This is a genomic window from Nocardia sp. NPDC047648, assembly GCF_040642815.1.
GTDB classification, from domain to species: Bacteria; Actinomycetota; Actinomycetes; order Mycobacteriales; family Mycobacteriaceae; genus Nocardia; species Nocardia gamkensis.
In genome coordinates this window covers 32,013-56,668 of sequence record NZ_JBEYSX010000007.1, presented here as the reverse complement: position 1 = coordinate 56,668, position 24,656 = coordinate 32,013, and the positions used below count along the sequence as shown (strand labels likewise).

Here is a 24,656-nt window from a genome sequence, read left to right as displayed (position 1 = left end):
CCACCAGCTGGGAGGATGCCATGACGCGAACAGTGAATTCCGATCTCGAGGTACTACGTTCCACGATGGACGGGCCGGTGTTCGGCCCCGGCGACACCGGGTACGACCGGGCTCGCGCCATCTGGAACGCCGACATCGACCGGCACCCCGCGGTGATAGCCCAGTGCGTGTCGCCCGGTGACGTGGCCGCGGCGCTGGCCTTCGGCCGGGACCGCGGGCTGGAGATATCCGTTCGCGGCGGCGCCCACTCCTACAGCGGGACCGCGGTCGGCGAGGGCGGGCTGATGATCAACCTCAGCGCGCTGAAGGGCGTCGTGGTGAATCCGGAGGCCGAGCGAGCCCGGGTCGGCGGCGGAGCGACGATGGCGGATCTGGATGCCGCCACCCAGGCATACGGGCTGGCGGTGACCGGCGGGGTGGTCAGCGACACCGGCGTCGGCGGCCTCACCCTCGGTGGCGGAATGGGCTGGCTGACCCGCATGGCCGGACTGGCCATCGACAACCTCGTCTCGGCGCAGGTGGTGCTCGCCGACGGCCAGGTGCTGCGGGCGTCCGAGAACGAGAACGCGGATTTGTTCTGGGCATTGCGCGGGGGCGGCGGCAATTTCGGCGTCGTCACCGAATTCGAATACCGCCTGCATCACGTCGGGCCGGAAGTGCACCTCGGCCTGTTCTTCTGGGATATGCCGGACGGGACGGATGCTCTGCGCCTGATCCGGGAGTTCATTCCCACTCTGCCGCGTCGGTCGGGCGCGTTGATAGCGCTGGCGATGTCGGCGCCGTCGGCGCCTTTCGTTCCGGAGCGATACCACGGCCGAGCGGGACACGCCCTGATCGTCGCGGGTTTCGGCACAGCCGAGGAGCACACCGCCGCGGCGGCACCGATCCGCGAAGCACTGCCGCCGCTGTTCGAATTCCTCGGCCCCGTCCCGTACGCCGGGCTGCAACGGATGCTCGACGGCGCGGCGCCGTGGGGCTTGCGCGGATACGAGAAGGCACTCGACCTCGGCGATTTCTCGAACGACGTGATCGCGGTCCTGACCGCGAACGCCGCCGAGAAGACCGCGCCGCTGTCGTTCATGCCGATCTTTCCGCTCAGCGGCGCGTTCAGCACCGTCGGTGAGGACGACACGGCATTCGGCGGCGCGCGCACACCGCATTACGGGTGCAATATCACCGCGATGGCTCCCGACGCCGAAACGCTGGCCCTCGACCGGGACTGGGTGCGCAGAACGTGGGAAGCGTTGCGCCCGATGGCTTCCAACCGAGGCGGGTATGTGAACTTCATGGCGGACACGGACCGCGACCGGGTCCGCGAGTCCTACGGAAGCGTCAAATACGCGAAGCTGGCCCGAATCAAGGCCGCCTACGACCCGTGCAACGTCTTCCACCGCAACGCGAACATCGCCCCCGGCTGACTCACTCGTTCGAGCGTCTACCGGCCGCGCCGGGGCGCAGGCCGTCCAGAACGATCTCCACGAGCCGCCGCCAATCACCGCTACCAGAGCCGATGGTCGCGGACATCGCGCCGACGATCATGTAGACGTCGGTCACGGTACAGTCGTCGCGCACCATCCCGGCCGCCCGATCCCGTTCGACGAGTTCGCCGATCACCTCCTCGAGCCTGCTGCGCGATTCGCCGCGCGGCGCGCTGCCCGCCGACTGTCGCGCCGCCTCGATGGCCGCCGACAAGCCCCGATCGGCGGTCAGCACCTCGCCGACATGGCGCAGGTAGCGGGCGAGCCCTTCCCCTGGCGCGGCACGCAGGCATTCGGTGCGGGCGAATTCCTCGATCTCGGCGAAGCGCTGCGCGGCCGCTGCCTCGATGAGGTCGGCCTGGGTGGGGAAATGACGGTAGACGGTACCGATTCCGACTCCCGCGGCGCGAGCGATCTCGGGCAGTTGCACCGCACTGCCGCGCTCGGCGAACAGCGCGCGAGCCGCTGCCAGGATGCGAGCGCGGTTGAGCGCGGCGTCCGCGCGCCGCGGACTGGGCGATGGTGGCCTTGACACCGGCGATCCCTCCATGTTTACCCTTCAATCGGAAGCGGAATCCGATTCCGTTTCATCTCATCGAAGGGTAGCAGTTCATGTCCCACAATCGTTTCCGCGTCCTGGACCCAGGCGAGGCACAGGCCGGCCGGGTGCCGTTGCCGCCCGCCTTCGCGGTGAAAGCCACCACCGCCGACACCGAAGGCAGGTTCTCCTTGCTGGAGGTGACCCTCGCCCGCGACATCCCCCGGCATACCCATCACGTCGCCGACGAGTGCGTCTACGTACTCGAAGGCACGCTCGACGTCGAATTCGACGATCGGACACTCTCCGCGACCCGAGGCATGTTCGTACTGCTGCCGCACGGCGTTCCCCACGCTCTGCGCTGCGGATCACAGCCACCGCCACGGGTACTCCAGATCTCCTCACCCGGCGGCTGGGAGTGCTACCTCGAGGACCTCTTCGAAGCCGGTGCGTCGGTGCTGACCGACGGAGCGCTGGACCCGGTGAAGATCAATCCGATCGCGGCGAAATACGACATCCGCTACGAGGAAACGGTTTGATCCGTCCGATCGAGCCTGTCGGACAACAGCTTTGACGTCAGTCGGTTCACCTGCGATAGCCCCCGATGGAGCAGGCCGCTCCACCGGGGGCACCCCGCTTCGGATCATGTGGCCGACTTCACCGCAATAGATAGTTAGCCTATGTAATAATATTTCCTGTGCAGCAAGCTCAGGTGAACACAGCGGATGACATCGTCGTCGACCTTCTCGTCACCGCGGGCAGGCTCACTCGGCTGGCCGGGGTGATCAGCGGCGACGACCTGCCGCGCGCGATGTTGCGGGCACTGGCGGTGCTCGACGAACACGGAGCGCTGCGGGTCAGCGAATTCGCCAGGATCGACCGATGCTCACAGCCGGCGGCAACGGCGCTGATCGGCAAGCTGGTCGCGGAAGGTTTCGCGAGCCGGCGCAAGGACCCGGAGGACTTCCGGGCCGTGATCGTCGAACTCACCCCGGCCGGGCGGGCCCGTCTGGCCGAATTCCGCCGAGCATTCGCCGCCGCGATCGGCGGACATCTTCCCGGCTTCGATGCCGAACGCCTGGCGCGGCTGGACACCGAACTACACGACTTGCTGGAGGCCTTGAAAACGGCTACGCGACAGCACGATCCGATCTCGAGGGGACATTGATGAGCACTTTGGCTCCCACCCGCGCCGCGGCACCCGCCGCGGACGACACCAAGCAACCGAAAGCCGTCTGGGCGGTCGCGTTCGCGAGCGTGATCGCGTTCATGGGCATCGGCCTGGTCGATCCCATTCTCAAACCGATCGGCGAACAGCTGCACGCCTCACCTTCCCAGGTGTCGCTGCTGTTCACCAGCTACATGCTGGTCACGGGCGTGGCCATGCTGATCACCGGCGTGGTGTCCAGTCGCTTCGGCGCCAAGAAGACACTGCTGGCGGGCTTGGCGATCATCATCGTGTTCGCCGCGCTGGCCGGCATGTCCGACACGGTGGCGCAGATCGTCGGCTTCCGCGCGGGCTGGGGTCTGGGCAACGCGCTGTTCATCGCCACGGCGCTGGCCACCATCGTCGGCGCGGCCAGCGGCGGCGTGGCCCGCGCGATCATCCTGTACGAGGCGGCGCTGGGCATCGGCATCGCGACCGGCCCCCTGGTCGGCGGCGTGCTCGGCGGAATCAGCTGGCGCGGACCGTTCTTCGGTGTCTCGGCGCTGATGGCCGTCGCGCTGGTCAGCATCGTCGTCCTGCTTCCGGAAGGCCCCAAACCTGCCCACCGCACCTCGATCGCCGCGCCGTTTCGCGCGTTGCGTCACCGCGGTCTGCTGATCGTGAGCATCACCGCCCTGCTGTACAACTTCGGCTTCTTCACGCTGCTCGCCTACACCCCGTTCCCGCTGGACATGGGCACCTACGCGATCGGCTTCATCTTCTGCGGCTGGGGAGTGCTGCTGGCGATCGCGTCGGTGTTCCTGGCTCCCCGGTTGCAGCGCCGGTTCGGTTCGCTGCCGATGATGGGACTGTCGCTGGGGCTGTTCGCGGCGGATCTGGCGATGATGGCCGTCTTCGCCGAGCACAAACCGGTGCTGATCATCGGCACCGTGCTGGCGGGCCTGTTCCTCGGCGTGAACAACACGCTGATCACCGAGGCCGTGATGATCTCGGCGCCGGTCGAGCGGTCCACCGCTTCGGCGGCCTACAGCTTCGTCCGCTTCGCGGGCGGCGCAGCCGCGCCCTACCTCGCGGGCAAGCTCGGCGAGCACAGCATCGCGCTGCCGTTCTGGGTGGGCGCGGCATGCACCGCCGCCGCGGTGGTCGTGCTGCTGGCAGGGCGCACCGCCTTGGCCCACCTCGACGACCACGATCCCGCACCGCACAGCGTCGAGGAAGCCCAGGCCATCACGGTCGGCGACGACTGACCCGATACCCCGCCGGAGGCAGCCATCAGCGTGGCCGCCTCCGGCGTTTCCACCCCTGGCGCCTGCCGGTGCGAGGAGTACGGTCGAGAAATATGACCGAAGCGAAGCGGGGCCGCGTCAGCGTCGAGACCAGTCGGAAGCGGGTGCGCGTCTATCTGGGCGGTCATCTCGTGGCCGACAGCGCGCGGCCGGTGCTCGTGTGGGAGAACCCGCACTATCCCGCCTACTACCTGCCGGTCGCGGATCTGCGCGCGAAGCTGGAACCGAACGGACATACCCAGCACTCCGCCAGCCGCGGCGACGCGACCGTCTACGACGTCATGGTCGACGGCACCACGGCGGGCGGCGCCGCGCTGCGATATCACGACTCGCCGCTCACCGAATTGCGCGATCTGGTGCGGTTGGAGTGGAACGCGATGGACGAGTGGTTCGAGGAGGACGAGCCGATCTACGTCCATCCGCGCAACCCGTACTCGCGCGTCGACATCCTGGCCAGCTCACGGCATGTGCGGGTGGAGATCGACGGCGTCACCGTCGCCGACTCCCGTGCGCCGCGCATCCTCTTCGAAACCGGTTTGCCCGCACGGTATTACCTGCCGATGACCGATGTCCGCATGGATTTGCTGTACCCGTCGGCCACCCACACCAGCTGCCCGTACAAGGGCACCGCCGACTACTGGACCGTCCGCGTCGAGGGCAAAGAGTATCCCGACTACGTGTGGGGCTACCGCACGCCGCTTCCGGAGAGCCAGAAGGTCGCCGGGCTGGTCTGCTTCTACAACGAGAAGGTCGACATCTACGTGGACGGTGAACTCCAGGAACGCCCGCGCTCGCCGTTCAGCTGAGTTCGGCGACAGCCCGCCCGGCTCGCTCGCACCCTGCGGGGCATGCGCGCCGGATCAGACCGCGACCAGCGGCGTGTTGTCGCCCGCGCGGCGGTATTGCCCGGGGGCCAGGCCGTATTCGCGCTTGAAAGCCTTCGCGAAGGCGAACTCCGAGGTGTAACCGACCCGGCGGGCCACGGCGCCGAGACTGCTGTCGGTGTCGCGGAGCAGGCGGGCGGCGGTGAGCATGCGCCAGCGGGTGACGTAGGCCAACGGCGGTTCGCCGACCGTCGCGGTGAAGCGGCGGGCGAGGGTCGCGCGGGAGACGCCCGCGATGTCGCCGAGATCCGTCACGGTCCATGCGCGCGCGGGCTGCTCGTGCACGGCGCGCAGCACCGCGGCCACCGCGGGGTTGGCGAAAGCGCCTGCCCAGCCGGAGGATCGCACATCGGCCTGCTCGTCGAACCAGGCGCGCAGGATGAACAGCAGCAACGTCTCGAGGATCGCGGGCACGGCCGCGTCGCTGCCCGGACGCGGCTCGGCGATCTCGGCGGCCAGCAGGTCGACGGCGCCGCGCAGCGCCGGATGACGCCCCGGACGCGCGGGCAGATGAATGAACTCGGGCAATTCGTCGAGGATGGGGTGGCTGCGCCCGCGTCCCAGCTCATAGGCGCCGCACAGCAGCGCGGTCCGGACGCCGGGCCCCACGATCTCCCTGGGCTCGCCGGGCAGCGCGGTCTCGGTGACCGGACTGTCCAAGCTGTCCACCAGGTCGTGGTCGGCTCCGCGCGGCATGAACAACACGTCCCCCACACCGAGCGCCATCGGCTCGCCGCCGGTCGGGACCACCCAGCAGGAGCCCTGCAAGACGACGTGGAAACCCGCGCCGGGCACCACGGGATACCGGCGGCCCCACGGGGCGTGCCGGATGAACAGGCCGGAGGTGGGGCTGCCGGTGCGGATGGCCGCGATGGCTTCGCTGAGGATGTCCACTTGCAAACCGTAACACTCTTTCTGTGAGCGTTTGAGACAAATTATTGCGCCTCATAAGCATTGGTCTACTCGACTGATGGCAATAGATTCGTTCTCATGACATCAACCAAAGCCTCCCCCACCATCGCCGTCTACGGAGCCACCGGACACACCGGCGGCTACCTGCTCGCGGAACTGCGCCGCCGCAACCTCGCTCCGATCCTGGTCGGCCGGGATGCCGATCGCATTCGCGCCGCCGCCGATGCGGTGAATCTGCCCGGCGCCGATGTCCGGGTGGCCGATCTGACCGACCACGCGGCCCTCGTCACCGCGGTCACCGGAGCCGACGTGGTGATCAGCAGCCTGCCCGCCTACGTGGAGCACGGCTCGGCGGTGCTCGCCGCGGCCATCGAGGCCGGTGCCCACTACACCGACATGTCCGGCGAACAACTGTTCCTGAAGCGGGTCTTCGACGAGTTCGGCCCGCGCGCGGCGGCGGCGGGCGTCACCGTGGTGTCCGGCATCACCGACAGCAATCTCCCCGGCGACCTGCTCGCTCACCTCGCCACGCGCCGGGTGACCGGCCCGGCCGAGGTGGTGCTGAGCCACCTGAGCAACAGCGGCGGCAACGGCTCGAAAGGCAGCGCCAAGACGGTCTTCGCCAGCTTGGACTGGTTCCGCGGCGGCGGCTGGCACTACGCCGATGGCGAACTGCGCACCGGCGCTACCGCACGCCACGACAAAATCACCTTCCCCGGCCACACCGAGCCGACCGCGGTCGCGAAATTCCCGCAGCCCCCGGTCCTCACCATCCCCCGGCACTCGGACGTCTCCTACGTCGAAGGCGTCCTCGCCACCTCGATCCTCGACACGCTCGGCGGGTTCACCGCCGAACTCATCGACGCGCTACCCGACGCGCCCAGCGCGGACCTGCGCTACGACCTCGTCGTCGACGCGTTCGGCGCGGACGGACGTCGCGTCCGGGGCGTGCTCAGCGGCGTCGACTCCTACCGGGATTCGGCGCTGATGGCGGTGGAGACAGCCGTCCGGCTGACCGAGGGCGCCACCGCAGCGGGGGCGCTCGCGGCCGCCGAGGCGTTCGACGCGACCGATTTCCTCGACGCGCTCGCTCCTTTCGGCATCACCTGGCGTATCGAGGAAACCGATCGCGCCGGTGATCGGGCATAGTCGAACGATGACCGACAACCGGCCACCGCTCGCCGTCGCACTCGATCTCGCGCCGCACCCGGAGGGCGGCTGGTATCGCGAAACCTGGCGCAGCCCGGTGGAATTCACCCCGGAGGGCTACCCGGGCCCGCGCGCCGCCGCCACGGCGATCCATTTCCTGCTGTTGCCGGGCGAGCAGTCGGCCCCGCACACCGTGCGCTCCGACGAGCTGTGGCTCTGGCATCGCGGCGGGCCGCTGGCGCTGGACATCGGCGGCGAGGTGGTGATCCTCGGCCCCGACCTGGAGCGCGGTCAGGCGCTCCACGCCGTCGTGCCGGGTGGCGTCAGTCAGTCGGCGCGACCGGCCGGCGCGGAATACGTGCTGGTCAGCTGTATCGTCGCGCCGGGATTCGACTTCGCGGACTTCCGGCTGGACTGAGCTGGTTCAGCGCACCGGCATGGTGGCGAATTGGGCGAGTTCGTGCGGGTCGTGGGCACTGAACATCCGCACCCGGTCACCGTGGTCGGCGCGCAGCGTGCGCAGCCGCTCCAGATTCTCCACCCGCTCGCGGCCCAGCGTGCTCGCGAGGATCTCGAAGACGCCCAGCCCGACCGGCGGGCGCGACCTTCCCGCCGCCAGCTGCCGGTGGTGGAAATAGGCGTCACCGCAGTGCAGCAACCACCCGTCGCTCTGCCGGACCGCGACGCCGCTGTGCCCGCGGGTGTGCCCGACCAGCGGAATCAACATGATGTCCTCCAGCACCGGGACGGCGGTGAAACCGAACCAGGTGTCCGCGCCGGTTTCGTGGGCCAGCCAGCGCGGGCCGTGCTCCCACTGGCGCGGCTGGTAACGCAGTTTCTCCCCGAGGGTGGGGCGCTGGATCGCCGCGTCGAGTTCGTCGGCGAAGACGTGCACTGTCGCGTCGGGGAAGTCGGACAGCCCCCCGGCGTGATCGATATCGAGATGGGTCAGCACGATGTGCCGGACATCCTCGCGCCGATAGCCGAGTCCGCGGATCTGGTGCAGCGCGGTGAGTTCCGGACGCAGCCGGGGTCGCAGCAGTTGCGCGGTGCCTGCACCGAGCCTGCCGCGGTCGAGCACGTCGGCCATGCCGAACCCGGTGTCCACCAGCACCAGCCCGTCATCGGATTCGACGAGCAGGCAATGGCCGACCAGCCCGCCGGTCAGCAGCCCACCGCTGCCCAGCAGCGCGCGCCCGCCGACCGGGCACATGGTCGCGCAGTCCAGATGCCGCACCAGCATCGCGGAAACTCCCTCCTACGGCGCCGGATCGGACGCGGTCCGTTCCGGCACGAAGGTCCTTTTTGTTCCCGTCAACGTAGCCCGAGCACGACTCGCCCGCGACAGCACGGTCACCGCCACGGCGATCGGCGGGCAAACCGGGCAGCGCCGACCGCCCCGGAATACCCCGCCTACTCGGGGATTTCGAGCACGCCCTCGTCCACGGCCCAGGCGATGGTGCGCTCGAGGTTCGGACACGAGTCGGGGCGGCCCGGCCCGTGACCGCTCGCACTGAGTTCGGCGAAAACCGGGCAGCGCTCGGCCGGATCGCCGGTCCACTGCACCGAGGTCTGGTGCGGGCTGCTCTTGCGCACCAGCACCTGACTGTGGCAGGCCTGACACCGCAGCGGGGTCAGGCCGTCCTCCAGGTAGCGCTGCTGGTCGACCACCGTCTGGGCGCGCACTTCGGCTCGCCGAGCGGGCTGGTCGGCGAAATCGGGTGCCTTCGCCCAGGTGGCCGACATCAGACGCTTGCCTCGGCTTCCTCGGACTCGCGCTTGCGCCGCAGGTTCTCGGCGACCTCGGCCTCCCATGCCTCGTTCGCCTTGGTGGTGTCCACCTCGAACTCGAAACGCTGGGTCATCTTCTCGGTGACGTCGGCCAGGTCGACGTAGAACTGGTCGTACCAGCGACGCAGCTGGTAGACCGGCCCGTCCTCCTCGCACAGCAGAGGATTCTCGACCTTGGACTTGTGCTTCCAGATCTCGACGTCCTGCAGGAAGCCGACGCTGATGCCCTCGGTCATCTTCTCCGCCAGCTTGGTCGCCATCTCGCCCTCGACACCCTTGGGCTTCTCCAGCGTGATGCCCCATTGCAGGACGAAGGAGTCCTGGGTGACCGGGTAGTGGCAGTTGATCAGGACGCTTTTCACCTCGTAACCGCTGTAGATGTTGATCAGCGGGTTGATCATGTACGAGGGTCCGAAGTAGGAAGCCTCGGACTTGAGCAGCGTGTCACCCCCGTACTTGGAGGCCATGCCGATGTCCGGCCTGCCCTTGGTCTCCAGGAACTGGGTGGCGATGTGCCCCTCGAAGACGTTCTTGAAGTACGTCGGGAAGGCGAAATGGATGTAGAAGAAGTGGGCCATGTCGACCACGTTGTCGATGATCTCGCGGCAGTTGGCGCCCTCGATCAGCATCGAGTTCCAGGTCCAGTCGGTCCACCCGCTGTCGAGCTGCTCGGTGGGGTTGCCGTCCGCGTCGGTATAAGGACCCTCGATGTGCGGAATCGTGATCTCCGGCGGCGGCTGGCTGCCCTCGTGATCGTGCCAGACGAACAGCTGGCCGTTGCGCTCCAGCGTGGTCCACTTCCTGGTGCGCGCCAGCGGGGGCACCCGGCGCGCGTACGGAATCGCGGTGCACTTGCCGTTGGTGCCCGACCAGCGCCAGTCGTGGAACGGACAGGCGATGTCGTCGCCCTTGACCTCGCCCATGCTCAGGTCGCCGCCCATGTGCCTGCAGTAGGCGTCGAGCACCCGCAGTTCACCGTTGCTGTCGGCCCAGACGACGAGCTTGGTGCCGAAGATGTTCACCGCGTGCGGCTTGCCGTCCCGGTACGTCTTGGCCAGACCCAGGCAATGCCATCCCCGCGCATACCGGGTCGGTGCGGTGCCGACATCCAGCTCCCGGACCTTCGCACCGCTCCGCGTCGATTGAGCCGCCTCCCGGTGCCCTCCGTGGTGACGCACGCTGCCGCCTCCGGGCCCGTCGCTCGGCGGCGGTGGGGTAACTGCCATCGCGATTCCTCCTCCTTCTGTACTAGAACACGTTACAAAACTGACGCCCTCGACGCCAGCGATTCACCTCACTTCCTGCATGAGCGCATGTCCGGGTGGGGGTGAACACCGGTTCTCGACATAAATAGGAACCTGTTCTAGTCTCAGAGGCAAATGAGATTTCGGACATCAACCGACCAGGCAGGAGCAGGTCCCGAGATGACGCAAGAAGTGACCGAACGGGTCGAAGCGCTGTTGCCGACGTTGCGCGAACGCGCACAGGAGGCCGAGGACCTGCGGCGCATCCCCGACGAAAGCATGAAGGCGTTGCAGGAGACCGGCTTCTTCCGGTTGCTCCAGCCCAAGCAGTGGGGCGGTCACGCCGCCGATCCGGTGGTCTTCTACGACACCGTGCGCAAGATCGCCAGTGCGTGCGGGTCCACCGGCTGGGTGGCGGGCATTGTGGGCGTGCACAACTGGCACCTCGCGCTGTTCGCGCAGCAGGCGCAGGAAGACGTCTGGGGCGAGGACACCGAAGTGCGGATCTCCTCCTCCTACGCACCGATGGGCGCCGGCACGGTCGTCGACGGCGGTTACCTGGTCAACGGCGCGTGGGCCTGGTCGTCGGGCTGCGATCACGCCACCTGGGCGGTGCTCGGCGGCCCGGTGATCAAGGACGGCAAGCCGGTGGATTTCGGCAGCTTCCTCATCCCGCGCGACGACTACCGCATCGATGACGTATGGAACGTCGTCGGCCTGCGCGGCACCGGTTCCAACACCGTCGTGGTGAAGGACGTCTTCGTGCCGTCGCACCGGTTCCTCAGCTTCCGTGCCATGAGCGAGCTGAAGTCGCCCGGCCTGGAACAGAATCCGGACCCGGTCTACAAGATGCCTTGGGGCACCATCCATCCCACCACCATCTCCACCCCGATCGTGGGCATGGCCTACGGGGCCTACGCGGCGCACGTCGAGCACCAGGGCAAGCGGGTGCGCGCGGCCTACGCGGGCGAGAAGGCCAAGGAGGATCCGTTCGCCAAGGTCCGCATCGCGGAGGCGGCCAGCGATATCGACGCCGCGTGGCGGCAGCTGTCGGGCAACGTCGCCGACGAGTACGCGCTGCTGGTGGCGGGCGAGGAGATCCCGTTCGACCTGCGCGTGCGGGCCAGGCGCGACCAGGTGCGCGCGACCGGTCGTTCGATCGCGGCGATCGACAAGCTGTTCGAGAGCTCCGGGGCCACCGCGCTGTCGAACGGCACTCCGTTGCAACGGTTCTGGCGCGACGCGCACGCGGGCCGGGTGCACGCGGCCAACGATCCCGAGCGCGCGTACCTGATGTACGGCACCCACGAATTCGGCCTGCCCGTCACCGACGGCATGGTCTAGGAGGACGGCGTGACCTCTACCGCGGAACTCACCGCCGAATCGACCTCGCGCTACGCGCAGGTGCGGCCCGACCTGCGGCTGCACTATCACGAAGCGGGCGTGGGCAACGGGCCGACGATCGTCCTGCTGCACGGCGGCGGGCCCGGCGCGTCCTCGTGGTCGAACTTCGCGCGCAACATCCCGGTGCTGGCCGAGCACTTCCACGTGATCGCGGTGGACCAGCCCGGCTACGGCCGCTCGGACAAGCCGACCGAGCATCCGCAGTACTTCGTGCACAGCGCCTCGGCCCTGAAGGATCTGCTCGACCACCTGGAGATCACCACGCGGGTGCACCTGCTGGGCAACTCGCTCGGCGGCGGCGCGGCGGTCCGGTTCGCGCTGGACTATCCGGATCGGGCAGGCAAGCTGATCCTGATGGGTCCGGGCGGGCTGAGCACCAATCTGTTCGCGCCCGACCCGACCGAGGGCGTGAAGCTGCTTTCCAAGTTCAATTACGAGCCGACCAGGCAGAACCTGGAGGCGTTCCTGCGCATCATGGTCTTCGACCAGTCGCTGATCACCGAAGAATTGATCGACGAGCGGTTCGCCTCGGCGAGCACGCCCGAAGCGCTGGCCGCGACCCGGGCGATGGGCAAGTCGTTCGCGAGCGCGGACTTCGAGAAGGGCATGCTCTGGCGCGACGCCTACAAGCTGCGCCAGCCGGTGTTGCTGATCTGGGGTCGCGAGGACCGGGTCAACCCGCTCGACGGGGCGCTGGTGGCGACCAAGGTGATCCCCAGGGCGCAGTTGCATGTTTTCGGCGGATGCGGACACTGGGCACAGCTGGAGAAGTTCCACGAATTCAACCGGCTCGCGATCGATTTCCTCGCGGGCGTCAAGGAGAAGTGATGGGCATCCGTTCACTGGGATATCTGCGCATCGAGGCGACCGACATGGCCGCCTGGCGGGAGTACGGCCTGAAGGTCCTCGGCATGGTCGAGGGCAAAGGCACCCACCCCGACGCGCTGTACTTGCGCATGGACGAGTTCCCGGCCCGGCTGGTGATCGTCCCCGGCGAGAAGGACCGGTTGCAGATCTCGGGCTGGGAAACCGCCAATGCCGAAGAGCTGCAAGACATCCGCAACCGGCTGGACGCGGCGGGCGTGCCCTTCAAGGAGGGCACCGCCGCCGAACTGGCCGATCGCCGGGTGTACGAGCTGATCCGGTTCGACGACCCCTCCGGCAACACACTGGAGGCGTTCCACGGCGCGGCGCTGGAGCATCGCCGGGTGGTCAGTCCCTACGGGCACAAGTTCGTCACCGAGGAGCAGGGGCTCGGGCACGTGGTGCTCAGCACCAAGGACGACAAGGCGGCGCTGGAGTTCTACCGCGACGTGCTCGGCTTCCGGCTGCGCGACTCGATGCGGCTGCCACCGCAGATGGTCGGGCGCCCGGCCGACGGCGAGCCGGCCTGGCTGCGTTTCTTCGGCTGCAACCCGCGCCACCACTCGCTGGCCTTCCTGCCCATGCCGACGCCGAGCGGCATCGTGCACCTGATGATCGAGGTGGAGAACGCCGACGACGTGGGGCTGGCCTTGGACCGCGCGCTGCGCAAGAAGGTCAAGATGTCGGCGACGCTCGGACGGCACGTCAACGACAAGATGCTCTCCTTCTACATGAAGACACCGGGCGGATTCGACGTCGAATTCGGTTGCGAGGGACTGGAAGTGGACGATCACGACTGGATCGCGCGGGAATCCACCGCGGTGAGCCTGTGGGGCCACGACTTCACCGTCGGACAGCGGCAGCAGTGACCGAGAGGGCGAGCGAAACGATGACCGCGGACGGATCCGGGATCGATCCACGGCAGTTCCGGAATGTGCTGGGGCAGTTCTGCACCGGGATCACCGTGATCACCACCTTCGACGGCGATCAGGCCCCGGTCGGCTTCGCCTGCCAATCGTTCGCCGCCCTCTCCCTCGAACCGCCCCTGGTGCTGTTCTGCCCCACCAAGGCGTCCCGGTCCTGGGCGGCGATCGAGAAGACCGGGCGTTTCTGCGTGAACGTCCTGGCCGAACAGCAGCGCGAACTGTGCGCCCGCTTCGGCTCCCGCGAACCCGACAAGTTCGCCGGCGCGGCGTGGCACACCTCCGAGCGCGACCTCCCGGTCCTGGACGAGGCCCTCGCCACCATCGAGTGCACCGTCGACAGCGTGGTGGACGGCGGCGACCACTACATCGTGATCGGCCGGGTCCAAGCCCTCTCCGAAACGACCACCACCGGCCGCCCCCTGCTGTTCTACCGCGGCCAGTACACCGCCATCGAACCGGAGAAGACCACCCCCGCGCCGTGGCGTGCCGACCTCGAACACTTCCTCACCACGACGACGTTGGACACCTGGTTGTAGCTGCAATCCGATGCGGCTCGCGTCCTTCGCCCGCGCCGCGATCGGCGATGGACCCGCTGATCGAGGGCACTGGATACAGTCGAGACATGTCGCTGTCAGGCCGTATCACCACGGACCCCGAAATTTGCCACGGCAAGCCCGTGGTGCGGGGTTTGCGGTATCCGGTCGAGATGCTGCTGGAGCTTCTCGCCTCAGGGATGCGGCCCGATGAGATCTTGGGCGACTATCCGGATCTAGAACACGAGGACATTCTGGCAGCGCTCGAATACGCTGCCGCTGTCGTCCGGAGCAATTCCGGCGCACTAGCTGGAACCGAGCCACTGGTGGGGCTGGCCGGTCACCGCGGCGATGCAGTCGAAGTCGTGGTCTCGATGCAGCAATGTCAGCCCACGTAGCTCGGCGGTAGCCGCCACGACCAGATCGACCGGGCCAGCGCTGCGGTGTAAACCTCGTTTCGTCAATTCTCCTTGGACTGTCCAGGCTCGGTCATACGCGCGGTCATCGACGGGCTCCCAGCCGAAGATCGCCCGCATGTCTTCGACCGCTCGCTCACGGTCGGCCATGGAGCGCGCACTGAAGAAGAACTCGAGTTCGGTGATCGGGCAGACCGCAATCAGTCCGGCCGCAGCGGCGCGCTGCCACCCGAGCGCGTCGGCATCGCGCCTGAGAAGGGGGACGAGAGCGCTCGTGTCGATGAGGAACTGGGCCGCGCTCACCGACGGTATTTCCGCTTGTCCCCGAGGACATCCAGGTCGAACGCACCGTCTGCGGCGGCATCCTGGAGACGAGTAAGAGCCAACGCGCGGCGACGAGTTTCCAGAACCTCACGAAGCGCTGCGTTCACCGTCTCCTTCTTCGTTCCGGTGCCCAGCGCCTTGGAGACATCGGCCACGAGCTGGTCATCGAGGTCTATCACGGTCCGAGTCATGCGGCACCTCCCGAATGATATCTGAAACTGAATAAATGATATCACCGCCAGGCAACACCATTGCAGGACGTGAGGGGTGCTATCCCGAGTCGTCCGTGATGCTAGGCGTCCTCGCCGGTCAGTACTTGTAGAAGCCCTCGCCGGTGGCGATGCCGAGCTTGCCCTTGTCGATGTAGTTCTCCTTCAACCACTGGGCAAGCCGCTGGGAGTCCTCGTCGTCGTTGTTGACGAGAATGTTGTAAGGCGTGGTCAGGCCGATGATGTCGAGGATGCGGAACGGCCCGGCCGGTGCGCCGGTGCCGATCTGCCACGTCTTGTCCACCGCTTCGGGATCTGCGTAGCCGCCCGCCGCCAGGCCCATGCCCGCGTTGAGCAACGGCACCAGCAGTGAGTTCAGGACGTAACCGGCCTTCTCCTTGTGGATTTCGATCGGCACCATGCCGATGTTCGAGGCGAAGTCGACCACGGCCTGGTACACCGCCGGGTCGGTGTCGGCCGTGCCCATGATCTCGGCGGTGTTGAAGTGCCACACCTGATTCGCGAAGTGCCCGCGAGGAACCGGTCCGGGCGGCCGGTGAAGTCTTTCATGGCGCTGGGCAGGAGGGTGGAGGAGTTGGTGGCGAAGATCGTGCGCTCCGGCGCCACCTGGCCGAGCTTCTCATAGGTCTGCTGCTTGATGCTCAGCACCTCGGGAATGGCCTCGATGACCAGGTCCGCGTCCTGCACCGCTTCAGCCAGATCGGAGGTCAGCGCGATGCCTGCCGCCGTCTGCTCCGCCTTGTCGTCCCCGCCGCCGGGCACCTGCTCACGATAGACCGCCGCGAGCTTGTCCAGTCGCTCCCTGGCGGCGGTCAGCGCCTTGTCGTCGATGTCGTAGGCCGTCACCTCGAAACCGCGGAAGGCGGTTTGGAAGGCGATCTGGGAACCGAGCACCCCGGTGCCGAGAACGGCCACCTTGCGAATGTCGATGGTCATTCGTTTCTCCTCTCGACCGTCGTACAGAAGGCCCGCGACGGCCTGGGCGATCTGCGCCCGCAGGTCTGCGGTGGCGTGGGGCAGCCGGAGGTTCCGACCGGCGACTGTCGCGCTGCCGTCGGCATGATGGCTTTCGCGACATCGCTGTTCACAGCTCCGGAGAGACCGCTCAGGCGTATGTCGAGGACCATAATTCACCAACGAAACCACCCTAGCCGACTTGCAATCCGACCGATCAGGCGTGCCGACTCACCGCGATCCCGCAATCGGCTTCACTCTCCCGTAGAGCGCGTTTCGACCCGCTTGGAGTCATGAACGATCTCGAGATAGATGGCCGACTCCAGCAAGCCCAACCTCGGTAGACCTGACCGGCGAACAGCATGTAGCCCCACGTGCTACATATGGCTACAATGTCGTCATGAAGGTGATCACGCAGCGCGAGTTCCGCAATAATTCGGCGGCGGTGATGAACGCGGTCGAGGCTGGGGAGACCTTCCGCGTCACCCGCAACGGCGTCGAGGTTGCGGAGGTCCGGCCGGTCGGCCGACAGCGCCGCCGTGCCGCGGAAGAACTCGTCGAACGGCATCGCAAACTGCCGCGGGTCGACTACACCCGAATGCGACAGGAAGCCGACGACTTCTTCGGAACGGAAGATCGAGTTGGCGACGACGATGCTTGGGGCTCACGTTCATGACCGAGCGGCACGCATCGGGCGTATTGGACACCTGCACCTACATCGACCTATACGCGCTCGATCCCGCTTCTTTGCCGCAGTTACCCGAGATCACGGCGATCACGCTGGCCGAATTGCACCAGGGCGTTGCCATGGCGAAAGACACCGCCACTCGGGCAGCACGATCCGAGCAACTCGGCGCCGCCATCGTGGATTTCGATCCGCTGCCCTTCGATGAAGACGCCGCGACACGCTACGGCACCCTGGTAGCACTCACTCTGGCCGCGAAGCGTGACCCGCGGCCCCGCCGGATGGCCTTGCTCATCGCGGCGATCGCGTCAGCACGTGGGCTACCGCTGTACACCCGCAACAGTGCTGATTTCCGCGGACTCGAAGGCATGCTCGAGGTCGTCGCGGTTTAGTGCACAAAAGTGCTCAGTTGATGAGCACTTCGGGTCGGAGGATGAGGTGTAGAACAACACCGCATCTCCGGAGGGCATCGTGGGTCAGTTGGACGTAGCAGGAATCCTCGTTTGCGCCGACGTCGCGCAGTGGGAGGAGTGGCTCGCGGCCAATCACCACCGGGCTGCCGAGGCCTGGTTGAAGATCGCCAAGAAGGGGGCGGCGGGCAGGACGATCAGCAATGGCGAGGCGCTCGACGGCGCGCTCTGCTTCGGCTGGATCGACAGTCACCGCCGCGGCCTCGACGCCGAGCATTACCTTCAGCGATACTCGCCGCGGCGTTCGAACAGTCCTTGGTCGCAAGTCAACGTCGCCAAAGCCGAAGCGCTCATCGCCGCGGGCCGCATGCGTGCGCCGGGTTCGGCCACCATCGCCGCGGCTCGCTCCGATGGCCGGTGGCAGGCCGCCTACGCGCCCCAGCGCACCGCCACCTGCCCAGGTGATCTGACCGCCGCTCTCACCGAGAACCCCCGCGCACGCGCCCGTTTCGATCAACTCGACCGCACTGCGCGATACGCGGTGTTCCTACGGCTGATGAAGGCGCGGACGTCCGCCGAGCGCGCCACCCAGCTGCGCCGGATCGTCGCGGAGCTGAGCGGATGACAGTCTCGACACGTGGACTTAGATGACGCCGTTCGAGGCGCAAGGCTGCTCGCCTCCGACATCGAAACTTCGCTCGGATTTGCGGTGGATGTAGAAACCGGAACTACCGATAAGTGGCGCAGGTTCGCCGAGCGGACCGGACGCCCAGAACCGAAGGCTCTGGTGCGCGTTGCTGTGCCTGATGTCGGCACTGCCGCGGCCCTTGACCCCACCGAACCAGGCAGCGCGACCGCAGAGGAGTTCGCGATGGAACTGGCTCAAATTCTGCAGGATGATATCCAGATCCATATCCGGGAGCCGTGGCCCAAGGACCCGACCGCGAGTGGGCGATCGCTGGAACCGACCGAACGCGGTTGGCAAAGTTTGGCGGACCGGGCGTATCTCGTCCAGTACGGACAGCTAGGAAACTCCGCCGATTAGCCCGAGCCGCACTCGTACATTGTCACCGACACACAACTCGCTTTCTGGGCGGACCGGGCCGTGAACGGGTAGTTCCCGTTCGCGGCCCGAGACCGTCCGGTCAGGCGGTGACGGTCGCCTTCTCTCGCTGCAATTCCAGGGCGATGTCGATCAGCTGGTCCTCCTGGCCGCCGACGAGCTTGCGCTTGCCCGCGCGGACGAGCATTTCGGCGGCCGAGACGCCGTAGCGCTCCGCTTGCCGTTCGGCGTGCTTGAGGAAGCTGGAGTAGACGCCCGCGTAGCCCATCATCAGGGCCTGCCGGTCGAGCAGGCATTCCTGCGGCATGGCGGGGCGGACGACGTCTTCGGCGGCGTCGGCGATCGCGAAGAAATCGATGCCGGTCTTGACGCCCAGCTTGTCGCACACCCCGACCAGCGCCTCGACCGGCGTGTTGCCCGCGCCCGCGCCGAAACGGCGTGCGCTGCCGTCGATCTGGGTGGCGCCCGCGCGGATGGCGTAGACCGAGTTGGCGACGGCCAGGTCGAGGTTCTCGTGGCCGTGGAAGCCGACCTGCGCGTCGTCGCCGAGTTCGGTGACCACGGCCGCGACCCGGTCGGAAACCTGTTCCAGCACAAGCGCTCCGGCCGAATCGACGATGTAGACGCACTGGCATCCGGCGTCGGCCATGATGCGTGCCTGCTTGGCCAGCACCTCCGGCGGCTGCGTGTGCGACATCATCAGGAACCCGACGGTCTCCAGCCCGAGTTCGCGTGCCAGGCCGAAGTGCTGGATCGACACGTCGGCTTCGGTGCAGTGGGTGGCGATGCGGCAGATGGACGCGCCGTTGTCCTGCGAGATCTTGATGTCTTCCTTCACCCCGACGCCGGGCAGCATCAGCACGGCGATCTTCGCCCGCTTCGCCGTCTCGGCCGCGATGGTGACCAGTTCCTGCTCCGGCGTCTTGGAGAAGCCGTAGTTGAACGACGAGCCGCCGAGGCCGTCGCCGTGGGTCACCTCGATGACCGGGACGCCCGCGCCGTCGAGCGCGGCCACGATGTCACGGACCTCGGTGGCGGTGAACTGGTGGCGCTTGTGGTGGGATCCGTCGCGCAGCGAGGTATCGGTGACGCGGATGTCGAGTTCTGCTGAGTAGGCCATGTCGAAAGCTCCTTACACCCGGGCCGTGACGATCTGTTCGGCGATGACCTCGCCGACCTGCGTGGCGGCGGCGGTCATGATGTCGAGGTTGCCCGCGTACGGGGGCAGGAAGTCGCCCGCGCCCTCCACCTCGACGAACACCGACACCTTGGCCATCCCGCCGGAGACCACCGAGGGCTCGTCGAACTGCGGCTCGTTGAGCAGGCGGTAACCGGGGACGTACTGCTGGATGTCGGCGACCATCCGGTGGATCGAGTCGGCGACCGCGTCGGTGTCGGCGTCGTCGGGGATGGCGCAGAAGATGGTGTCGCGCATGATCATCGGCGGCTCGGCCGGATTCAGGATGATGATGGCCTTGCCGCGCTGCGCTCCGCCGATGGTCTCGACGCCGCGGCTGGTGGTCTTGGTGAACTCATCGATGTTCGCCCGCGTGCCGGGGCCCGCGGAGACCGATGACACCGACGCGACGATCTCCGCGTACGGCACCGGGACGACACGTGACACCGCGGCGACGATCGGAATCGTCGCCTGGCCGCCGCAGGTGATCATGTTGACGTTCGGCGCGTCGAGATTCGCGCCCAGGTTCACCGGCGGCACGACGGCGGGGCCGACGGCGGCGGGAGTGAGGTCGACGGCGCGGATTCCGGCTTCGGCGTAGCGCGGGGCGGCGGCGCGATGCACGTACGCCGAGGTCGCCTCGAAGATCAGATCCGGCAGCTCGGATTGCCCGAGCAGCCAGTCCACGCCCTCGTGCGAGGTTTCCAGCCCGAGCCCGCGCGCCCGCTTCAGGCCCTCGCTGTCCGGGTCGATCCCGATCATCCAGCGCGGCTGGATCTTCTCCGAGCGCAGCAGTTTGTAGAGCAGATCGGTGCTGATATTGCCGGACCCGACGATCGCGGCGGTGACGGTCCCGTTGGACACGACAGCCTCCCTAGGTGAATTGCAGACGGACAGAGCCGAGTCCGGCGAACTCGGCGTGGAACTCCTCGCCCGGACGGGCGTCGATCGCGCGGGTGCACGAGCCGGGCAGCACGATGTCACCGGCCTTCAACCGGACGCCGAAGCTCGCGACCTTGCGCGCCAGCCAGGCCACCGCGATCACCGGGTCGCCGAGCACGGCGTCGCTGCGGCCCTCGGCGACCACCTCGCCGTTGCGGGTGAGCACCGCGTCGATGGCCTTGATGTCGATGTCCGCCGGCGCGACGCGCTCGGCGCCGAGCACGAAACCGGCGGAGGACGCGTTGTCGGAGATGGTGTCGGCCAAGCCGATGTTCCAGTCCTTGATCCGCGAGTCGATCAGTTCGATCGCGGGTGCGAAGGCGACCGTGGCGGCGAGCACGTCGGCTTCGGTGCATTCCGCGCCGGGCAGGTCGGCGCCGAGCACGAACCCGACCTCCACCTCCACCCGGGGAAACAGGTAGCGGCCCGCCTCGACCGGAACGTCTTCGTAGACTTCCATTTCCGCGAGAAGATGCCCGTAATCGGGTTCGTCCACGCCCATCATCTGCTGCATGGCCTTCGAGGACAGGCCCACTTTGTGCCCGACCACGCGTGCGCCCGCGTCGAGCCTGCGCCGGATGTTGATCAGCTGGATCTCGTAGGCGTCGACCACATCGATGTCGGGGTGGCGGGCGATCAGCGGATCGATCGCCACCCGTTCGCGCTCGGCGCGCTCGAGTTCGTCGGCCAGTTCCGTTCGTACCGCGTCGGACAGCACGCTAGTTTCCTTCCGTTGCTTTTTCGAGCGCCGAGACCTGCTCGCCGGCGGCGGACCGGCCTGCCCTGCGGCCGGAGAAGACGCAGTCCGACAGCGACAGCCCGCTGACGTAGGACCTGGAGCAGATACCGATCGCGGTGCGTCCGGCCGCGAAGAGCCCTGGGATGTCGTCGCCCTCGGCCGTCTTGACCGCGCCGGTGCGCTCGTCCACGACGACGCCGCCGAGGGTGAGCATGGGGCACGGGTTGGTCAGGCTCGGTTTGATGCCCACATCCAACAGCCAGAACGGGCCGGTGCGGACCGGATTGGTGAACTCCGCGGGCTTGCCGACCGGGTCGGGGGCTCCGGTCTCGATCGCGGTGTTGTGCGCCTCGACCGTCGCGCGCAGCCCTGCGGGGTCGATGCCCGCCTTCGCGGCGGCCTCTTCCAAGGTGGCGCCGCGAATCGCGGTGCGCCGCATCGTTTCGAACTGCCCGCGCTGGAACCAGGCGCCCTGTTTGCCGATCTGCCCGATCGCGGTGCGCATCAGCGGGTCGTCGGCCAGCAGCCAGCCCTTGCCGTCGTGCTCGGTGATCAGCGCGTTGCCCACCGCGGCGCCGTAGCGCGTCTCGTCGATCACCCGGCGACCGGCGGCGTCCACCAGCAGCGCGCCGGTGAAAGCACTGGGCGGGAGCAGGAAACGCCAGGCGGAGACATTGTCCATGTGGTCCACCGCCGCGCCGGCCTGCTGGGCCATCAGGATGCCGCTGCCGTCGTCGGCGCTGGTGCCCAGGGCGAGACCACCGTGGAAGGCGGGCGCGTACTGCCGAACCATGTCGCGATTGGCGATGAATCCGCCCGCGCTGAGCACCACCCCGCGCCGCGCGAGAACGCGAATCGTGCTGCCGTATCGGCGTTCCAGCCGGTCCAGCCGCTGTTCCAGCGCCCGCCGCAGCGGCGGGTAATAGATGCCCGGCTTGGCAGCGACCTTCGCCATGCGGGTGTAGCGGTCGCGGACCCGGCCGGTCGCGTCACGCAGCGTGTTGCACTCGACGCCGATCACCGCGCCCGCCGCATCGGTGATCAATCGGGTCACCCGGGTGAGGGTTTCCACCCGGACGCCCGCGCGGGACGCCGCGGCGGCGAGCGGTCCGGTGAGCTTCTTGCCCGAGGTGCCCCTGCCCTTCACCCGATGGCCGCGCTGGGCGGCCGGGATGTCCCGGAACGCGCCGGAGATCTCGCTGCCGGAGTAGTAGAGGTAGTAGCGGTCGTTGGGGTAGGAGGTCTTGTACGGGCACAGCGAGGCTTCGAACGGGACGCCGTGCGACTTCAGCCACTCGATCAGTTGCGGACTCTCGTCGACGAACTTGCGCAGCGTCTCCGGGGCCACCGCGTCGCCGACCTCGCGCTCCAGGTAGGCGTACATCGCCTCCGGGGTGTCTTCGACCCCCGCCTCCCGCTGCACCGAGGTGCCGCCGCCCGCGTAGATGATGCCGCCGGACAGCGCCGACGTCCCACCTCCGGCGAACCGCTCGAGCACGAGCACCTGCGCGCCCGCCGCGGTCGCTTCCAGCGCGGCCGCCGCACCCGCGGCGCCGTATCCGACCACCACAACGTCGGTGGCCAGGTCCCATTCGAGGCCCATGTCCTTAACTCCGGTCTGAAACTGAAACAAGTTTCCTCGACAAACGGAACGTCGAGCAAGTCTTCTGCCACACAACATAGACCAATGGCGCGTCCATTCTATAACGTGTTCTACATGACTGATCGGGAATACGACGTGGTGGTGGTCGGCAGCGGCGCCGCCGGCATGACCGCCGCCCTCACCGCGGCCCACAACGGCCTGAGCGTGGTTGTCATCGAAAAGGCCGCGCACTACGGCGGGTCGACCGCGCGCTCCGGCGGCGGCGTGTGGATCCCGGGCAACAAGGCGCTGCGCGCGTCCGGTCGGCCCGACGACCGCGAGGAAGCACGCACCTACCTGCACAGCATCATCGGCGACGTCGTGCCCTCCGAACGGATCGACACCTACATCGATCGCGGCGCCGAAGCGCTGGACTTCGTGCTCGATCACTCGCCGCTGAAGATGACATGGGTGCCCGGCTACTCCGACTACCATCCGGAGGCGCCGGGCGGGCGGCCCGAGGGTCGCTCGTGCGAGCCGAGGCCGTTCGACACGAAGATCCTGGGCGACGAGCGCTTCAACCTGGAGCCGCCGTACGCGAAGGCTCCGCTGAACGTAGTGGTCATGCAGGCCGACTTCGTCCGGCTCAATCTGATCCGGCGTCATCCGAAGGGCATGCTCCGGGCGATGCGCGTCGGCGCGCGCACCTACTGGGCCAAGTTCACCCGCAAGCACATCGTCGGCATGGGGCAGGCCATCATCGCGGGCATGCGCAAGGGGCTCATGGACGCGAACGTGCCGCTTCTGCTGAACACCCCGATGACCGACCTCGTCGTGACCGATGGCGTCGTCACCGGCGTCCACGCGCTGCACGAGGGCGAGCCGGTCACCTTCACCGCGCGCTACGGGGTCGTCCTCGGCAGCGGCGGTTTCGAGCACAACGCGGAGATGCGCACCAAATACCAGCGCCAGCCCATCACCACCGAGTGGACCACCGGCGCGGCCGCCAATACCGGCGACGGCATCCAAGCGGGCATGGCGGCGGGCGCGGCCATCGGTTTCATGGAGGACGCTTGGTGGGGGCCGACCATCTTCAAGGGCGGCAAACCGTGGTTCGCGCTGGCCGAACGGAATCTGCCCGGCAGCATCATGGTGAACGCCGACGGCAAGCGATTCGGAAATGAGTCCGCTCCTTACGTCGAGGCGGTGCACACCATGTACGGCGGCGAGTACGGGCAGGGTGAGGGACCGGGCGAGAACATCCCCGCGTGGCTGGTGTTCGACCAGCGCTACCGGAACCGCTACATCTTCGCCGGGCTACAGCCCGGTCAGCGTTTTCCATCCCGGTGGATGGAAAACGACTTCATCGTCAAGGCCGACACCATCGAGGAACTGGCAGGCAAGATCGGCGTGCCCGCCGACCAGTTGGCCGCGACCGTCACCCGGTTCAACGGCTTCGCCGAGACCGGGAAGGACGAGGATTTCGGCCGCGGCGACAGCCACTACGACCGGTACTACGGCGATCCGACCGTACGACCCAACCCGTGCCTGGCCGCGCTGGTGGATGGCCCGTACTACGCCGCCAAGATCGTGCCGGGCGATCTGGGCACCAAGGGCGGGCTGGTGGCCGACATCGCTGGGCGGGTGCTGCGCGAGGACGGCAGCGCCATCGAGGGGTTGTACGCCTCAGGCAACTGCTCCACGCCGGTGATGGGCCACACCTACGCCGGGCCCGGCGCCACCATCGGCCCCGCGATCGCCTTCGGCTACCTCGCCGTGCTGGATATCGTCGAGCGCAAGAAGGACCAGCCCGCCGCCACCGCCACCGCGGAGGCGTGACCGCGGTACGAACCACGGCTCACAGGCAGTGCCCGCCGGAGTGCGCTCGGCCCGCGATCCATCCACAGGCCGATGCGTAGCCGCTGAACGATCCCGCGGAACGGACGACGCACTGGCG

General features: G+C 67.7%; 28 protein-coding genes and 1 pseudogene. 17 read left to right on the top strand and 12 right to left on the bottom strand.

Features of this window, described 5'->3' with window-relative positions:
- Nucleotides 1-20: 20 nt before the first annotated feature.
- Complete coding sequence (locus tag ABZ803_RS16675) at nucleotides 21-1,418, top strand: FAD-binding oxidoreductase (RefSeq protein WP_357038327.1); 1,398 nt, start codon at nucleotides 21-23, stop codon at nucleotides 1,416-1,418.
- A gap of 1 nt (nucleotide 1,419) precedes the next feature.
- On the opposite strand, the gene ABZ803_RS16670 is transcribed toward ABZ803_RS16675, so the two are convergent.
- Nucleotides 1,420-2,013, bottom strand: a complete 594-nt coding sequence (locus ABZ803_RS16670) for a helix-turn-helix domain-containing protein (RefSeq protein WP_357038324.1) — start codon at nucleotides 2,011-2,013, stop codon at nucleotides 1,420-1,422.
- Nucleotides 2,014-2,090: 77 nt separating this feature from the next.
- Between ABZ803_RS16670 and ABZ803_RS16665 the strand changes: the two genes are divergently transcribed.
- The 4 genes from ABZ803_RS16665 (at nucleotide 2,091) to ABZ803_RS16650 (ending at nucleotide 5,276) form a co-directional block, all read left to right on the top strand.
- Entirely contained in the window at nucleotides 2,091-2,555 is a 465-nt protein-coding gene (locus ABZ803_RS16665; protein WP_357038321.1) for a cupin domain-containing protein, read from the top strand.
- Nucleotides 2,556-2,728: 173 nt separating this feature from the next.
- The gene (locus ABZ803_RS16660; protein WP_357038318.1) at nucleotides 2,729-3,184 is read left to right on the top strand and encodes a MarR family transcriptional regulator; all 456 of its coding nucleotides are present in this window, start codon (nucleotides 2,729-2,731) and stop codon (nucleotides 3,182-3,184) included.
- Nucleotides 3,184-4,431: an MFS transporter gene (locus ABZ803_RS16655; protein ID WP_357038315.1), complete on the top strand. Its 1,248-nt coding sequence runs from the start codon at nucleotides 3,184-3,186 to the stop codon at nucleotides 4,429-4,431. Before ABZ803_RS16660 ends, ABZ803_RS16655 begins: the two co-directional genes overlap by 1 nt.
- A gap of 92 nt (nucleotides 4,432-4,523) precedes the next feature.
- Entirely contained in the window at nucleotides 4,524-5,276 is a 753-nt protein-coding gene (locus tag ABZ803_RS16650) for a DUF427 domain-containing protein (protein ID WP_357038312.1), read from the top strand.
- Between the two features lie 54 nt (nucleotides 5,277-5,330).
- Here the strand turns inward: ABZ803_RS16650 and ABZ803_RS16645 are convergent, their stop codons facing one another.
- Nucleotides 5,331-6,248, bottom strand: coding sequence for an AraC family transcriptional regulator (locus tag ABZ803_RS16645; protein ID WP_357038309.1), 918 nt, complete (start codon nucleotides 6,246-6,248; stop codon nucleotides 5,331-5,333).
- 96 nt (nucleotides 6,249-6,344) lie between these two features.
- Here ABZ803_RS16645 and ABZ803_RS16640 point away from each other — a divergent pair, with 96 nt between their 5' ends.
- Together ABZ803_RS16640 and ABZ803_RS16635 are read left to right on the top strand one after the other, a co-directional pair.
- Complete coding sequence (locus ABZ803_RS16640; protein ID WP_357038306.1) at nucleotides 6,345-7,415, top strand: saccharopine dehydrogenase NADP-binding domain-containing protein; 1,071 nt, start codon at nucleotides 6,345-6,347, stop codon at nucleotides 7,413-7,415.
- Nucleotides 7,416-7,422: 7 nt separating this feature from the next.
- Nucleotides 7,423-7,833 (top strand): cupin domain-containing protein, encoded by a 411-nt coding sequence (locus ABZ803_RS16635; RefSeq protein WP_357038303.1) that lies wholly within the window; start codon nucleotides 7,423-7,425, stop codon nucleotides 7,831-7,833.
- Nucleotides 7,834-7,839: 6 nt separating this feature from the next.
- Here ABZ803_RS16635 and ABZ803_RS16630 read toward each other — a convergent pair whose 3' ends face one another.
- The 3 genes from ABZ803_RS16630 to ABZ803_RS16620 form a co-directional block, all read right to left on the bottom strand.
- Nucleotides 7,840-8,658 (bottom strand): MBL fold metallo-hydrolase, encoded by an 819-nt coding sequence (locus tag ABZ803_RS16630; RefSeq protein ID WP_357038300.1) that lies wholly within the window; start codon nucleotides 8,656-8,658, stop codon nucleotides 7,840-7,842.
- Nucleotides 8,659-8,828: 170 nt separating this feature from the next.
- Nucleotides 8,829-9,161 (bottom strand): hypothetical protein, encoded by a 333-nt coding sequence (locus tag ABZ803_RS16625; RefSeq protein WP_357038297.1) that lies wholly within the window; start codon nucleotides 9,159-9,161, stop codon nucleotides 8,829-8,831.
- Nucleotides 9,161-10,432 carry a Rieske 2Fe-2S domain-containing protein gene (locus ABZ803_RS16620; RefSeq protein ID WP_357038293.1) on the bottom strand — a complete coding sequence of 424 codons (1,272 nt, stop codon included), beginning with the start codon at nucleotides 10,430-10,432 and terminating at the stop codon, nucleotides 9,161-9,163. Before ABZ803_RS16620 ends, ABZ803_RS16625 begins: the two co-directional genes overlap by 1 nt.
- A gap of 198 nt (nucleotides 10,433-10,630) precedes the next feature.
- Here ABZ803_RS16620 and hsaA point away from each other — a divergent pair, with 198 nt between their 5' ends.
- From hsaA to ABZ803_RS16595, 5 genes are all read left to right on the top strand, one after another.
- Entirely contained in the window at nucleotides 10,631-11,794 is a 1,164-nt protein-coding gene (gene hsaA, locus ABZ803_RS16615; RefSeq protein ID WP_040864585.1) for a 3-hydroxy-9,10-secoandrosta-1,3,5(10)-triene-9,17-dione monooxygenase oxygenase subunit, read from the top strand.
- Between the two features lie 9 nt (nucleotides 11,795-11,803).
- A complete protein-coding gene (hsaD, locus tag ABZ803_RS16610) occupies nucleotides 11,804-12,682 on the top strand; it encodes a 4,5:9,10-diseco-3-hydroxy-5,9,17-trioxoandrosta-1(10),2-diene-4-oate hydrolase (protein ID WP_062968805.1) in 879 nt (292 codons plus the stop codon).
- Entirely contained in the window at nucleotides 12,682-13,587 is a 906-nt protein-coding gene (gene hsaC, locus ABZ803_RS16605) for an iron-dependent extradiol dioxygenase HsaC (protein ID WP_357038288.1), read from the top strand. The genes hsaD and hsaC overlap by 1 nt, the downstream gene beginning before the upstream one ends.
- 20 nt (nucleotides 13,588-13,607) lie before the next feature.
- Nucleotides 13,608-14,180, top strand: a complete 573-nt coding sequence (gene hsaB, locus ABZ803_RS16600; protein ID WP_357038285.1) for a 3-hydroxy-9,10-secoandrosta-1,3,5(10)-triene-9,17-dione monooxygenase reductase subunit — start codon at nucleotides 13,608-13,610, stop codon at nucleotides 14,178-14,180.
- A gap of 86 nt (nucleotides 14,181-14,266) precedes the next feature.
- Nucleotides 14,267-14,575 carry a DUF433 domain-containing protein gene (locus ABZ803_RS16595; protein WP_357038282.1) on the top strand — a complete coding sequence of 103 codons (309 nt, stop codon included), beginning with the start codon at nucleotides 14,267-14,269 and terminating at the stop codon, nucleotides 14,573-14,575.
- On the opposite strand, the gene ABZ803_RS16590 is transcribed toward ABZ803_RS16595, so the two are convergent.
- The 3 genes and pseudogenes from ABZ803_RS16590 to ABZ803_RS16580 form a co-directional block, all read right to left on the bottom strand.
- The gene (locus tag ABZ803_RS16590) at nucleotides 14,483-14,896 is read right to left on the bottom strand and encodes a PIN domain nuclease (RefSeq protein WP_357038278.1); all 414 of its coding nucleotides are present in this window, start codon (nucleotides 14,894-14,896) and stop codon (nucleotides 14,483-14,485) included. The genes ABZ803_RS16595 and ABZ803_RS16590 overlap by 93 nt on opposite strands.
- On the bottom strand, nucleotides 14,893-15,108 hold the full coding sequence (locus tag ABZ803_RS16585; protein WP_357038275.1) for a type II toxin-antitoxin system VapB family antitoxin: 216 nt from the start codon (nucleotides 15,106-15,108) through the stop codon (nucleotides 14,893-14,895). The genes ABZ803_RS16590 and ABZ803_RS16585 overlap by 4 nt, the downstream gene beginning before the upstream one ends.
- Before the next feature lie 118 nt (nucleotides 15,109-15,226).
- Nucleotides 15,227-16,083, bottom strand: a pseudogene (locus tag ABZ803_RS16580) (3-hydroxyacyl-CoA dehydrogenase).
- Nucleotides 16,084-16,501: 418 nt separating this feature from the next.
- On the opposite strand from ABZ803_RS16580, the gene ABZ803_RS16575 reads away from it, so the two are divergent.
- The 4 genes from ABZ803_RS16575 (at nucleotide 16,502) to ABZ803_RS16560 (ending at nucleotide 18,241) form a co-directional block, all read left to right on the top strand.
- Entirely contained in the window at nucleotides 16,502-16,777 is a 276-nt protein-coding gene (locus ABZ803_RS16575; RefSeq protein WP_357038272.1) for a type II toxin-antitoxin system prevent-host-death family antitoxin, read from the top strand.
- Nucleotides 16,774-17,178 carry a type II toxin-antitoxin system VapC family toxin gene (locus tag ABZ803_RS16570; RefSeq protein WP_357038269.1) on the top strand — a complete coding sequence of 135 codons (405 nt, stop codon included), beginning with the start codon at nucleotides 16,774-16,776 and terminating at the stop codon, nucleotides 17,176-17,178. Before ABZ803_RS16575 ends, ABZ803_RS16570 begins: the two co-directional genes overlap by 4 nt.
- 88 nt (nucleotides 17,179-17,266) lie before the next feature.
- A complete protein-coding gene (locus ABZ803_RS16565) occupies nucleotides 17,267-17,821 on the top strand; it encodes a YdeI/OmpD-associated family protein (RefSeq protein ID WP_357038266.1) in 555 nt (184 codons plus the stop codon).
- A 12-nt stretch (nucleotides 17,822-17,833) separates the two neighbouring features.
- Nucleotides 17,834-18,241 (top strand): hypothetical protein, encoded by a 408-nt coding sequence (locus ABZ803_RS16560; protein WP_357038263.1) that lies wholly within the window; start codon nucleotides 17,834-17,836, stop codon nucleotides 18,239-18,241.
- 100 nt (nucleotides 18,242-18,341) lie between these two features.
- Here the strand turns inward: ABZ803_RS16560 and dmpG are convergent, their stop codons facing one another.
- From dmpG to ABZ803_RS16540, 4 genes are read right to left on the bottom strand one after another with little or no spacing between them, the layout of a single operon-like run.
- A complete protein-coding gene (dmpG, locus tag ABZ803_RS16555; protein WP_062968815.1) occupies nucleotides 18,342-19,379 on the bottom strand; it encodes a 4-hydroxy-2-oxovalerate aldolase in 1,038 nt (345 codons plus the stop codon).
- Between the two features lie 12 nt (nucleotides 19,380-19,391).
- Nucleotides 19,392-20,300 (bottom strand): acetaldehyde dehydrogenase (acetylating), encoded by a 909-nt coding sequence (locus ABZ803_RS16550; RefSeq protein WP_357038259.1) that lies wholly within the window; start codon nucleotides 20,298-20,300, stop codon nucleotides 19,392-19,394.
- Between the two features lie 10 nt (nucleotides 20,301-20,310).
- A complete protein-coding gene (locus ABZ803_RS16545) occupies nucleotides 20,311-21,096 on the bottom strand; it encodes a 2-keto-4-pentenoate hydratase (protein ID WP_357038256.1) in 786 nt (261 codons plus the stop codon).
- Between the two features lies 1 nt (nucleotide 21,097).
- Nucleotides 21,098-22,720 (bottom strand): FAD-binding protein, encoded by a 1,623-nt coding sequence (locus ABZ803_RS16540; protein WP_357038253.1) that lies wholly within the window; start codon nucleotides 22,718-22,720, stop codon nucleotides 21,098-21,100.
- A gap of 105 nt (nucleotides 22,721-22,825) precedes the next feature.
- Between ABZ803_RS16540 and kstD the strand changes: the two genes are divergently transcribed.
- Entirely contained in the window at nucleotides 22,826-24,538 is a 1,713-nt protein-coding gene (kstD, locus tag ABZ803_RS16535) for a 3-oxosteroid 1-dehydrogenase (protein WP_357038250.1), read from the top strand.
- Nucleotides 24,539-24,656: the final 118 nt, after the last annotated feature.